Annotated in this window: 11 protein-coding genes; 9 read left to right on the top strand and 2 right to left on the bottom strand. The window is 41.1% G+C overall.

Annotation, left to right across the window (positions count from 1 at the left end):
• Positions 1-11: 11 nt before the first annotated feature.
• From fdxH to selB, 5 genes are all read left to right on the top strand, one after another.
• Positions 12-956: a formate dehydrogenase subunit beta gene (gene fdxH / locus MNY66_RS15665; RefSeq protein WP_047255879.1), complete on the top strand. Its 945-nt coding sequence runs from the start codon at positions 12-14 to the stop codon at positions 954-956.
• Complete coding sequence (gene fdoI, locus MNY66_RS15660; protein ID WP_047255878.1) at positions 953-1,606, top strand: formate dehydrogenase cytochrome b556 subunit; 654 nt, start codon at positions 953-955, stop codon at positions 1,604-1,606. Before fdxH ends, fdoI begins: the two co-directional genes overlap by 4 nt.
• Before the next feature lie 277 nt (positions 1,607-1,883).
• Complete coding sequence (gene fdhE, locus MNY66_RS15655; RefSeq protein ID WP_241501183.1) at positions 1,884-2,819, top strand: formate dehydrogenase accessory protein FdhE; 936 nt, start codon at positions 1,884-1,886, stop codon at positions 2,817-2,819.
• A 26-nt stretch (positions 2,820-2,845) separates the two neighbouring features.
• Positions 2,846-4,261 carry an L-seryl-tRNA(Sec) selenium transferase gene (gene selA / locus MNY66_RS15650; protein ID WP_241501182.1) on the top strand — a complete coding sequence of 472 codons (1,416 nt, stop codon included), beginning with the start codon at positions 2,846-2,848 and terminating at the stop codon, positions 4,259-4,261.
• 107 nt (positions 4,262-4,368) lie between these two features.
• Complete coding sequence (gene selB, locus MNY66_RS15645; protein ID WP_241501181.1) at positions 4,369-6,237, top strand: selenocysteine-specific translation elongation factor; 1,869 nt, start codon at positions 4,369-4,371, stop codon at positions 6,235-6,237.
• A gap of 115 nt (positions 6,238-6,352) precedes the next feature.
• On the opposite strand, the gene MNY66_RS15640 is transcribed toward selB, so the two are convergent.
• Entirely contained in the window at positions 6,353-6,781 is a 429-nt protein-coding gene (locus MNY66_RS15640) for a TOBE domain-containing protein (protein WP_047255874.1), read from the bottom strand.
• A 1,035-nt stretch (positions 6,782-7,816) separates the two neighbouring features.
• On the opposite strand from MNY66_RS15640, the gene MNY66_RS15635 reads away from it, so the two are divergent.
• The 3 genes from MNY66_RS15635 (at position 7,817) to MNY66_RS15625 (ending at position 11,247) form a co-directional block, all read left to right on the top strand.
• A complete protein-coding gene (locus MNY66_RS15635; RefSeq protein ID WP_047255873.1) occupies positions 7,817-8,827 on the top strand; it encodes a zinc-binding alcohol dehydrogenase family protein in 1,011 nt (336 codons plus the stop codon).
• Positions 8,828-9,196: 369 nt separating this feature from the next.
• Entirely contained in the window at positions 9,197-10,363 is a 1,167-nt protein-coding gene (locus MNY66_RS15630; protein WP_047255872.1) for a nucleotide sugar dehydrogenase, read from the top strand.
• Between the two features lie 176 nt (positions 10,364-10,539).
• Positions 10,540-11,247: a lipopolysaccharide core heptose(II) kinase RfaY gene (locus tag MNY66_RS15625; RefSeq protein WP_082120794.1), complete on the top strand. Its 708-nt coding sequence runs from the start codon at positions 10,540-10,542 to the stop codon at positions 11,245-11,247.
• Between the two features lie 107 nt (positions 11,248-11,354).
• On the opposite strand, the gene MNY66_RS15620 is transcribed toward MNY66_RS15625, so the two are convergent.
• Complete coding sequence (locus MNY66_RS15620; protein ID WP_241501180.1) at positions 11,355-12,218, bottom strand: YicC/YloC family endoribonuclease; 864 nt, start codon at positions 12,216-12,218, stop codon at positions 11,355-11,357.
• A gap of 134 nt (positions 12,219-12,352) precedes the next feature.
• Here MNY66_RS15620 and rph point away from each other — a divergent pair, with 134 nt between their 5' ends.
• Positions 12,353-13,066, top strand: coding sequence for a ribonuclease PH (gene rph / locus MNY66_RS15615; protein WP_047255869.1), 714 nt, complete (start codon positions 12,353-12,355; stop codon positions 13,064-13,066).
• Positions 13,067-13,113: the final 47 nt, after the last annotated feature.

Here is a 13,113-nt window from a genome sequence, read left to right as displayed (position 1 = left end):
GGAGATAAATTATGTCAATGCAATCTCAAGACATTATTCGTCGCTCTGCCACCAATTCCCTGACTCCCGCGCCTCAGGTGCGGGATTTTAAGGAAGAAGTTGCAAAGCTAATCGATGTAACTACCTGTATCGGCTGTAAAGCCTGTCAGGTTGCTTGTTCAGAGTGGAATGATATCCGCGATAAAATAGGCACAAACGTTGGGGTGTATGATAACCCGACGGATCTTACTGCTAAGTCATGGACGGTGATGCGCTTCTCTGAAGTTGAAGAGAACGGACGCTTTGAGTGGCTTATTCGTAAAGATGGCTGTATGCACTGTGCCGATCCCGGCTGCTTGAAATCCTGTCCTGCTGAAGGCGCGATTGTACAGTACGCTAATGGTATTGTTGATTTTCAGTCAGAGCATTGTATCGGTTGTGGTTATTGTATTGCGGGTTGTCCTTTCGACGTACCGCGCATTAACCAAGAAGATAACCGTGCGTATAAATGTACACTTTGTGTTGATCGTGTTGATGTCGGTCAAGAGCCAGCGTGTGTTAAAACCTGTCCAACAGGGGCGATTCACTTTGGTAGCAAAGAAGACATGAAAGGCATCGCTAATGAGCGTGTGAATGAACTGAAAACACGAGGTTATGACAACGCAGGTCTGTATGATCCTGAAGGCGTTGGCGGAACTCATGTTATGTATGTTCTGCATCATGCAAATAAGCCGCAGCTGTATCATGGCCTGCCTGAAAATCCGAGTATTAGCTCAACTGTGACTTTCTGGAAAGGCATCTGGAAACCATTGGCGGCAATTGGATTTGCGGCCACCTTTGCGGGTGCGCTCTTCCACTATGTGGGTATCGGTCCTAACCGTGTCTCCGCAAAAGAGGAAGAAGAGGCGTTAGAAGATATGCGCCATTCTGCACCTTCAAAAACTGATAAATCAGTTCATGAGGAGGACCAGAAATGATCCCGCAGGATAATGAAAAAATTATTCGTCACAAACCGATTGAACGCATAAATCATTGGTTAGTTGTGATTTGCTTTTTGTTCACGGCTATCAGTGGGCTGGGTTTCTTTTTCCCATCTCTGAACTGGTTTATGAATATTTTGGGCACGCCTCAACTGTCGCGTATTCTGCACCCATTTGTCGGCACAGCGATGTTTTTGCTGTTTATTTTTATGTTCTTTCGTTATTTCAGCCATAACTTCATCAATAAAGATGATATTAATTGGGCAAAAAATATCGATAAAGTTCTGAAAAATGAAGAAGCTGGTGATGTTGGACAGTATAACTTAGGTCAGAAAGGCGTTTATTGGGTTGTCAGTATCTGTCTGCTACTGTTAGCTATCAGTGGTGTCATGATCTGGCGTCCTTATTTTGCTGAATACTTCCCGATCCCTATTATTCGTATCGCGCTATTAGTCCATTCACTTGCAGCGATTGGACTGATCATTACTATTATTGTGCATGCTTATGCGGCAATTTGGGTAAAAGGCTCGGTTCGAGCAATGGTTGAAGGCTGGGTAACCCGAGGCTGGGCGAAAAAACATCACCCACTTTGGTACCGTGAAATTCTCGAAAAAGAGAGAAAACAGCAAGAAGAAGAAAAGAAATAATCTTTTTGCCTTCAACATATAATCAATAGCTAAAGGCAGGAATTTCCTGCCTTTTTATATTTTTAAATGATGGTTGTTATTATCTCAACAAGGCGATATCTCGGCGTATTATTGGGGTATATTGCTGGCGAATTTGATTTACCGCTATCGGCAATTACCCGCATAAATCGATGATATCAATATTAACGTTCGGGTAGCCTCTATAGGGCTTTTGGTCTATCCTGAGCGTAAAAATAATAGTGTGATTGCTAATCATAAAACAAGAAGAGAGAACGCGATGAGTATTCGTATCGTTCCTAAAGAAGAATTAGGTCAAGACAAATTAATCGAAAAAGGGTTGGGTTATATTCCACCAGTATTATTTCCCAATTTAAAAAGTTTATATCAGCGCCGCGCTGAACGGTTAACAGAATTAGCCGAGCAAAATAATCCTTTCGCTAATTATCTTAATTTTGCGGCTGATATCGCGAAAGCCCAGCAAAATGCTCTGCACGATAATCCATTAGAAATCGATATGGATAATATTTTTGCGCAGGCAAAAGGTAGCAATAAACCGCCATTAGACCGTAAAACCTTTTCACGTACAGGGCATTGGCACAAATTACTGCGCTCAATTATTGCTGAGTTATTACCGGTTGTTCCTGAGCAAGTACGCGCTACATTAGAAAATCTGAATAAAGCTTCTGATAACGAACTCGAAGAGATGGCCACGGTGCTGCTTAACGATGATTTTATTAAAGTTTCTTCGGATAAGTCTATCTTTATCTGGGCTGCGTTATCATTGTATTGGAGCCAAATGGCATCCTTAATCCCGGGTAAGGCTCGAGCAGAATACGGTGAACATCGTCAATTTTGTCCTGTATGCGGTAGCATGCCTGTTTCTAGCGTAGTACAGATTGGGACATCTCAAGGTTTACGTTATTTGCATTGTAATTTGTGCGAAACCGAATGGCATGTTGTACGCGTAAAATGCAGTAATTGCGAGCAAAGTCGAGATCTTAATTATTGGTCATTGGATAATGAAAATTCAGCGATTAAAGCCGAAAGTTGTGGTGATTGCGGTAGTTATTTGAAAATTCTTTATCAAGAAAAAGATGCCAAAGTCGATGCGGTTGCTGATGATTTAGCCTCAATTATCCTGGATGCGAAAATGGAAGAAGAAGGGTTCGCCCGCAGCAGTATTAATCCGTTTTTGTTTCCCGGAGAAGAATAGCGATTAATTCAGAGGAAAACTAGGCTATGGAAAAAAGCTTATCTGAAAGTACGCCTGACGTTATCTCAGCATTATATCGCCAGCTTCCTTCTATTGACAGCCTGCTTTCGCAGGCTGATTTTCAATCTATTATTACCCAAGCCGGTCGGCAGTGGGTCACTGACACATTGCGTGCAATGCAAGTTGCGGCGCGTGAACATATTCAGCATACCGGCCAACTTCCTGCATGGCATTCGAGTTGGCTGACGCAGCTTAATTGCTATTATCAGCAACACATCGAGAGTGCTTTAAAGCCGGTGTTTAATTTGACCGGAACCGTGCTGCATACCAATCTTGGGCGTGCGGTGATGGCTGATGAGGCGGTTGATGCTGTGTCGGAGGTAATGCGTTCACCGGTGACTTTAGAGTATTCGTTATCTGGTGCGCAACGTGGACATCGTGATAGGGCTCTCGCCAATTTACTGTGCCAGCTCACGGGGGCAGAAGACGCGTGTATCGTAAATAATAACGCGGCTGCGGTATTATTATTGCTTGCTACGCTAGCTCACGGGCGGCAAGTAGTAGTTTCTCGTGGTGAACTGGTGGAAATCGGGGGGGCGTTTCGTATTCCTGATGTAATGCAACAAGCGGGCTGTCAACTGGTTGAAGTCGGTACGACTAATCGCACTCATTTGCGCGATTACCAGCAAGCTATCACCGAACAAACTGCATTACTAATGAAGGTGCATACCAGTAATTACAGTATCCAAGGCTTTACCGCCGAAGTTGACAGTGAAGAGCTTGCCGCATTAGGCCGCCAATATCAGTTACCGACCGCTATCGATTTAGGCAGTGGCTCAATGATAGATATGACTGCATATGGCTTGCCTGCTGAGCCGATGCCAAAAACCTATTTAGCCCAAGGCATTGATTTAGTATCAATTTCTGGTGATAAACTGCTTGGTGGTCCTCAAGCTGGTATTATTCTGGGTAAAAAACAGTGGATTGATGCCATTCAACGTCATCCATTAAAGCGGGCATTGCGGGTCGATAAAATGACATTGGCGGCGTTAGAGGCGACGCTAAAATTATATCTTAACCCTCACAAACTTACGCAGCGGCTACCAACGTTAAAATGGCTGACACGCCAACAAGATGAAATTAAAGCCTGCGCTGAGCGCTTATTGCCCCCATTACTCGCGATTTATGGTGATCGGTTTGAGGTCGCTTCTGCATCTTGTTTATCTCAAATTGGCAGCGGTTCATTACCTATCGATCGACTACCGAGCTGGGCAATTACTTTTGCGCCTCTAGAGGGTCGTGGCAGTGCGTTAGAGAAATTAGCAGCGCAGTGGCGAGAGTTGCCCAAGCCGATAATTGGACGGATAAATGACGGGCGTTTATGGCTCGATTTGCGCTGTCTCGATAATGAAAATGATTTTTTACAGGCTCTATTGCGATAGCAATGTTGGATAAATATTGTTGGATAAATATTGTTGAATAATATTGTTTAGATGCAATTAATTGAATAGAGACCCAGTATATAGAGTGTTCAGATAGGTAGTGTTAGATGATATTTGCAACAGCCGGTCATGTTGACCACGGAAAAACCTCATTAATCCAAGCGATAACCGGGGTGAATACCGCCCATTTACCCGAAGAAAAAAAACGGGGTATGACCATCGATCTCGGCTATGCCTATTGGCCGCAAGCTGATGGATCATCGATTGGTTTCATTGATGTACCGGGACATGAAAAGTTTTTAGCCAATATGTTAGCGGGAATTGGCGGTATCTCACATGCCTTGCTGGTGGTTGCATGTGATGATGGCGTGATGGCTCAAACCTTAGAGCACCTATCAATTCTACGCTTAGCTGGCTGTCCAAATATTACGGTTATTTTAACGAAAGCAGATAAAGCCTCCGCTGAGCAAATAGAAATGGTTCGGCAGCAATGTTTAGCTCTGCTTTGGCAGCATGGTTGGGATAATTGCCCACTATTTGTAACCTCGATAGCAGATAAGCAGAGTATCAGTGAACTGCGTAGCCATCTCCAATTGTTGCACCATCAGCATGATAATTCACTCAATACCGATAAGCGTTTTCGATTAGCGATTGACCGCGTCTTTAGCGTTAAAGGTGCTGGGCTAGTGGTTACTGGAACGGCCTTAGCAGGAAATGTGCAGGTTGGTGATAATCTGTGGCTTACTGGGGTAGATAAACTCGTTCGTGTGCGTGGATTACATGCTCAAAATCAAGTGGTCGAATCCGCGCAAGCGGGTGATCGAATTGCATTAAATATCGCTGGTGATATCGATAAAGATCAAGTTTCACGTGGTGAATGGCTATTAGCAGAGCAACCCCCGTTTATGGCGAGCCGAGTATTGGTTGAATTACAGGCCGATGTGGGATTAAAAAATTGGCAGCCATTGCATCTTTATCATGGTGCTAGCCATATAACTGGACGAATTGCTTTGCTTAATCATAGCGATGATATCCCATTTTTAGCTGAACTGGTTCTAGATACGCCATTGTGGCTGGCTAATAACGACCGATTAATTCTGCGTGATATCAGTGCTCGTCATACTTTGGGCAGTGGGCGGGTTATCCAGCTACAATCGCCTCGGCGTGGTAAACGACGCCCAGAATTTCTCAGTTGGCTAACTCAGCTGGCGACAGAGACAGATCCGTTATCCTTGCTGAAACTGCAATTTCCCGGCGGTGAATTAAATATTCAGGAGTATGGTTGGGCTTGCCAACTCACTGAAACAGCATTGACGACACTGTTATCTCAAGTTGATATTGTACAGACGGGAGACATTGTCTTATCCCGTACAAATGCGCAATTCGCTAAACAGCGTTTAATTAGCGTGTTAAGTGATTACCATCAAACGCATATGGATCAAATCGGTGTAGGACGTGCTCGCTTAAAACGAATGGCCTTACCGACATTTAATGATCAACTAATTTTCATGTTAATTAATGAGTTACTTGATGAAGGTGAGCTTATCCAAACTCGCGGCTGGTTGCATATGCCGGAGCATGGAATTGAGTTTGATGCCGAGCAACAGCGCTTATGGCAACAAATCATACCATTGTTCTCCAGCCCGGAACCTTGGTGGGTGCGAGATTTGGCCAGTAAACTTAATATCGATGAAGCAATTATACGCAACGTATTAAAAAGAGCGGCACAATTAGGATTAGTCACCGCGATTGTCCGAGACCGCTATTATAGTTCAGAACATATTGCCCAATTTACCCGAATTATTATGAAGTATACCAAAGATAGTGGGGCGATTAATGCGGCTAATTTCCGTGATGAATTAGGTGTCGGGCGAAAATTAGCGATTCAGATCCTTGAGTTCTTTGATAAAACCGGTTTTACTCGGCGCAAAGGCGATCAACATTTTCTGCGAGATAAAGGGCTGTTTATTGAGTGAAAAATTAGGCCAGCGGATTATGTGATAATAATTTAACTCTACTCTCAGTATATTCTCAAGCGGATGATTAATGATCACCATCCGCTGACTGTTGTACCAAATTAAGGATTAGCGATTATTTTTCTGTCGCTAACATAACGCTAGAGGCCTTAATCAAGGCAATAATATCTACGCCTTTGGTTAATTGCATTTCTTGCAGGCTTTCATTAGTAATGATAGCCGTCAGCTCCATACCTTTATCTGTGACTAAATGGATAGTGCTATTTACCGCCCCTTCAATCACATTAGTTACTTTACCGTTGAATTGGTTACGTGCTGAAAAAATCAAACCACAATCTGGTTTGGCTAGCACTACCCAAGGCGCTTTAATAATCGCAATAGCGGTTTTACCCACACTAAGACCCAGAGTTTTACAACTTTCTTGGGTAATAACGGTCGTGAGTTGCTCGCCTTCTCCCAGTGTGAGTACGATTTCATTATTCACTGAGCCGAGTTTAATGCCGCTAACTGAACCTGTTAATTGATTACGCGCTGAGATCTGCATAGGGAGTTCCTCTCTAAAATTATCCGTTAAACATCAACTCGCAGAACGAAATTTGCGCTGAGTTACTGGTTTAAACGAAAATAAATTAAAACTATTTTTTGAGTTATCCAAATGAATGAGTCAAAAATAATAGTTAAGTAATAAGAAGTCGCGGCTATTTAGGGTGGGCTGGAGACTTCGAGTCATTCAGGATAAGTGAGGATAAAGGTTTATGCTACCAAAGGATGGGGGTTTTCTTGCAGTGCGTGGTACAGATCACGCAACAGAAAATAATAGTGAATTAATCAATCTGTTGATTATATCAAGCCGTTACTCTATTTATTGTAATATGACAGTTACAATTTGAATTATGATTAGATTTGCTGAGTTGGTTAATGTTCTGATTAATCCTAAATATCTGCTTAATTAAATGATAATTTTTGATTTAAGTTATCACAAGATGAAAAATTAGAGTTTGATTAGTCTTATCTTCTTACATATTAGACTGGAATTGGAAAAGTTAGCTGCTAATATTATTAGTATTGTCTGATGACAGTCACTCGTAGATGTTTGAATATTTAGATTGAATTATTGTATATGTACGGTGTGTAAATATTTCGTGGGAAATAACCATTTAATGGTTATTGCTCAGTTTAATCACGGTGACAATACGATAAATCATGCCATCAGACAGCAGTTATACGATTTTATCGATATAAAAATGAAGGCGATAAAATTGATTCCCAGCGCTCTGGTCATAGCGGGAAATAAATGGTGATCCGATAATGTGTGCGAAATTTTGTGCCAACTCGGGGGAGACAGGACACCATACCGGCTATGGCCGGAGCGATTACGGGAAATTTAATCAATTATTAATGGCAATGATTACCGCAGCGTCACTTTATCTTCATTATATCCCTTCATTTATTCTTATTTGCCTTATCCATTATCTGTCGTTAAGTTAATAATTAACTGTGATCTAATTGATAAAACATAAGCAATATCGAATATAACCGCCTGAAATTTTATTGACCTTTAAGGTCAGGGAGTAAAATCATGAAAGCGATTGTTTTTAGTCAACCCGGTTTACCTATTAGTGACGAGCAGGCTCTTTATCAAACAGAAGTGCCAAAACCTGAATACGGTGAACGTGATTTGTTAGTCAAAATTGAAGCTATTGCGGTTAATCCAGTCGATACCAAAGTCCGACATGGCGACAAACCTGCGACGCCAAGAATTTTAGGCTGGGATGCTTGTGGACGAATCGAAGCCGTTGGGCGTGATGTACAGTTATTTAAACCTGGCGATTATGTGTATTATGCCGGGTCTATCGCTCGTCAAGGGTGCTACGCCGAATATGGTGTGGTCGATGAACGTATTGCAGGGCATAAACCGTTAAGCTTAGATGTTGCTCATGCTGCCGCGTTACCTTTAACATCAATTACTGCATGGGAATTATTATTCGATCGCTTAGGTGCGGTGGAAAATCAAGAGCAAGGTCGCTCATTATTAGTGATTGGTGCTGCTGGTGGTGTCGGTTCAATGTTAATTCAATTGGCTAGCCAATTAACTCAATTGAGGGTTATCGGTACAGCATCAAGACCAGAAACTCAAGATTGGGTAAAGGCGTTGGGGGCTGATGATGTGATTGATCACTCTAAACCGTTAAAGCCACAATTAGCTACGCTGGGAATCGAAAATGTCGATTATGTGGCTTCGTTAACTCATACCGATGATTATTTTAATCAAATTATTGATATTTTAATTCCTCAAGGCAAGTTGGCTTTAATCGATGACCCTAAAGTTTTAGATGTGATGCCAATGAAACGCAAGGCACTTTCTTTGCATTGGGAGTTGATGTTTACGCGTCCAGTATTCCAAACGGCAGATATGATTAGACAGCATGAGATTTTAGATCGAGTCGCGACACTTATCGATAATGGACAGCTAAGAACCACATTAAGTGAAAATTTTGGGCTAATTAATGCAGATAATCTTAGACGTGCACATGCCTTACTTGAACAAGGCCAAGCAAAAGGAAAAATTGTATTAGCTGGATTTGAATAATTAAATTATTTATTAACAAGGGAGCTTAATCGCTCTCTTTTTATTATTTATCAATATCCTATCGGATAAAATTATTTTATCCTCATCTCAAATCTAGCTTCATTATTATGGTTCTAAAGGTCAATAAATATCGTTTATAGTGATTAATAGCATCATGATTTCACTTTTATTGATTATTTTGTAGAAAGTCTTACGCATATTTCCGATATAATCCCTCGATAAACTTTGTGCTATATAGCTTTTTGCGCCGTGCAAAGTATTGCAGGTTATCGCCCTCAGGAATCGATAGAGCAGGGTGTTGGCATTTATTGATGGGTACCGTTATTGTTATCACCAGTGATCCCTAAGACGGAATTTGAGAGGTTAGTTTTGAAAATTGCTATCGCCGGTACAGGTTATGTTGGCCTGTCTAATGCTATGTTGCTGTCGCAGAATCATGAAGTTGTGGCACTCGATATTATCGCTGAAAAAGTGGCGATGCTGAATAATAAGCAGTCACCGATTGTCGATACCGAAATTGAACAGTTTTTATGTGAAAAAAAGCTGAATTTTCGGGCGACGGAAGATAAACAAGATGCATACTTAGGGGCGCAGTATGTGATTGTTGCTACGCCAACAGATTATGATCCTAAATCTAACTATTTTAAAACTACCTCAGTTGAAGCCGTTATTCATGATGTAAATGCGATTAATCCACAAGCGACGATTATTATTAAGTCGACTATTCCTGTGGGTTTTACTGAACGCCTTAAAGCTGAATTTGGTTATACCAATGTGATTTTTTCACCGGAGTTTTTACGTGAAGGTCGCGCCCTGTATGACAATTTATATCCTTCACGTATTGTTGTTGGCGAACGTTCTGAACGGGCTGAAATTTTTGCTAATTTATTGCTGGAAGGGGCAATAAAAAAAGATGTACCGGTATTGTTCACTGACGGTACTGAAGCTGAAGCGATAAAATTATTCGCCAATACTTATTTGGCTATGCGCGTGGCTTATTTTAATGAATTAGATACTTACGCAGAAAGTCGTGGATTGAATGCCCGTCAGATTATTGAGGGAGTCGCACTCGATCCCCGTATTGGCTCCCACTATAATAATCCATCGTTTGGTTATGGGGGCTACTGCTTACCGAAAGATACTAAGCAGTTACTGGCTAACTATGACAATGTACCGAACAACTTGATTAATGCTATTGTCGAATCTAACCGTACTCGTAAAGATTTTATTTCTGAGTCGATTATTGCTAAATCGCCACGCAAAGTAGGCGTTTATCGCTTAGTAATGAAAGCCGGATCAGATAATTTTAGAGCATCTGCGGTTCAAGGCATTATGAAACGGATTAAAGCTAAAGGTATCGAAGTTGTGGTTTATGAGCCGGTATTGAAAGAGGCCGAATTTTTCCGTTCGAAGGTGATTAACGATCTAGAGGCGTTTAAAGCGGAAAGTGATATTATTTTAGCGAATAGAATGGTTCCTGAACTCGAAGATGTAGCAGATAAAGTCTACACCCGTGATTTGTTTGGCAGCGATTAAGGGTCAAAATATCATAGAAGCCGCCAAGTAAAAAAGCATCATAAATGATTTAAAACACCTTAAATGTTAAAAAACAACGTTTAGGGTGTTTTTTTACACAAAATGTCCCGTTTAGCTAAGTTCCACTTAAGTTATGTTGTTACAGTGTGAGTAACATCATTATGTTGGGGCTGGGTATGACAGTGGATATAATAAAAATTAGATTGAAGGGCTTCACGGTTTACCAAAAAAAAAGTGGGACAGATTATTTGAAAATTGTCCGTGATTATAAGCATGGACAAATTATTGGTCAGCCGTTGAATAGTGGTAATCCACAGCGTTCGGTGGCAAAAATAGTCGTTGATGGTATTACTTACGTTATAAAATGTGAAAAAGAAAGAGATACGAGGTTAGAGAAGCGTATCTCACGATTTTTTTCAGGGCCTTATTATTCTCAATTATTATATCGGGTTACCCGCGCTCAGCATTTAGGCTGTGATATTACTAATGATATTTATTTAGTGGCTGAGAAAGTAAAGTATCGTGAAGCACTAGAGACTTGGATTTTAGCCGAATATGTCGAAGGAACAACGTTATCTGAACTAAAGCATATTAATCAGTACTATGATGAAATTAAAGGCGTAATAAATAAACTACACAGTTATGATTTAGCCTCAAATGATATCCATGCCGCTAATTTTATTTTAACCGAAAATGGTATTAAAATTATTGATTTATCTGACTCGGGTAATCTAGCGCTGTGCCAAGCTAATGATGCCATTGCACTGCAACGTTTTTATGGTATCAATTTGGAATTAAACTCTTGGGCTTTTCAGTTAGTGAAATTAAGAAATAGAATGAGGCAATTTTTACGCCAAACTAAAAGAAAAAAAATAAGCTCATGATATACAATATCCAAAGATATAATATCACATATGGATTATTAGGTTAAAAAGCCAGTAAACATAGGTATCTACTGGCTTGGTGCTCTGCTCTGAAATGCTGAGAAAGCTTATTCGATGTTCTGGATTTGCTCGCGCATTTGTTCAATTAATACTTTTAACTCTACTGCGGAGTTAGTAATTTCACTATTAATTGATTTTGAGGCTAAGGTATTTGATTCACGATTAAATTCTTGCATCATGAAATCTAATCGGCGACCTACAGCTTCTTTCTTTTTCAGAATATTGCGAGTCTCTTTTACATGCGCTTCTAAACGATCTAATTCTTCGGCTACATCAATACGCTGAGCTAACATAATTAACTCTTGTTCTAAGCGATTATTATCAACCTGAATTTCTGCATCTTCAAATTTAGTCTGTAGACGCTCGCGCTGCCATTTTAAAATTTCTGGCATATGTTTACGAACTTTAGCCACTTCAGTTATTACTCCATCAAGACGTTGTTCTATCAGAGATTGTAATGCACTGCCTTCAGTTTCTCGGCTTTGAATAAAATCATCCAGCGCTAACTCAAGTTCAGCCATCAGCTGTGTACTAATCGCATCAAGATCTTGTTGGCCGGCGGACATAACACCCGGCCAGCGTAAAATTTCTAATGGATTGATTTCACCTTCATGGCTGTAATTTTTGACCCAGTTTGCTGCACTAATCAACTGGCGAGCTAATGTTTCATTGAGTACTAGCTGGCCTTGATTGCCAGCATCTAGCTCGAAACGGAGCGAACATTCGACTTTTCCGCGTGTGAGCCTATTGCGTAAACGTTCACGGATCACTGGTTCAAGGCTGCGGAATTGTTCGGGAAGTCGAATATAAGTTTCAAGATAACGTTGATTCACGGAACGCAGCTCCCAGGCCGCACTCCCCCATTCACCCTTGATATCACGGCGGGCAAAAGCGGTCATACTACGGATCATAATTCGTTCCTATTGGTTTTTAATGGTAAAAATGATTTCAAGATTATAGCGCTATGCGTTCTGTCAGGATAGGCATTCTCCTTGTAAGGACGTATAATGCGGGCTAAATTCAGATTCAAACCGGAGATAACCCGATGCGTCCAGCAGGCAGAACGGCAGACCAAGTGCGCCCAATTAAAATTACTCGTCATTATACAAAACACGCAGAAGGTTCTGTTCTGGTCGAGTTTGGTGACACTAAAGTGTTATGTAATGCCACCGTTGAAGACGGTGTTCCACGCTTTCTTAAAGGCCAAGGCCAAGGATGGGTGACGGCGGAATACGGAATGCTACCGCGTGCAACCAATACACGCAATTCGCGTGAAGCGGCGCGTGGTAAGCAAACTGGACGTACTATGGAAATTCAACGATTAATCGCTCGTTCATTACGTGCTGCGGTTGATTTAAAAAAATTAGGCGAATATACAATTACTGTCGATTGTGATGTTATTCAAGCTGATGGCGGTACGCGTACCGCCTCCATCACAGGGGCTTGTGTTGCTTTAGTTGATGCGCTTAATCAATTAGTTAAAAATAAAAAGTTAGCCTCTAGTCCATTAAAAGCTATGGTTGCTGCTGTATCTGTAGGTATTGTGAATGGCGAAGCTTTATGTGATTTAGAATATGTTGAAGATTCAGCTGCTGAAACTGATATGAATGTGGTTATGATGGATGACGGTCGTATGATTGAAGTACAAGGAACCGCAGAAGGTGAACCGTTTAGCCATGAAGAGCTATTAGCGTTGCTAAGTTTAGCTAAAGGTGGCTTAGAGACAATTTTTGATGTTCAGCGAGAAGCATTGAAATAATTCATTTTTAAAAGGCGACTTTAATAGTCGCCTTTTTTATGCCCATA

The organism is Moellerella wisconsensis (genome assembly GCF_022592395.1).
GTDB lineage: Bacteria > Pseudomonadota > Gammaproteobacteria > Enterobacterales > Enterobacteriaceae > Moellerella > Moellerella wisconsensis.
Note: the sequence above shows the minus strand (reverse complement) of the source record. Positions and strands in the feature narration are given on the sequence as shown.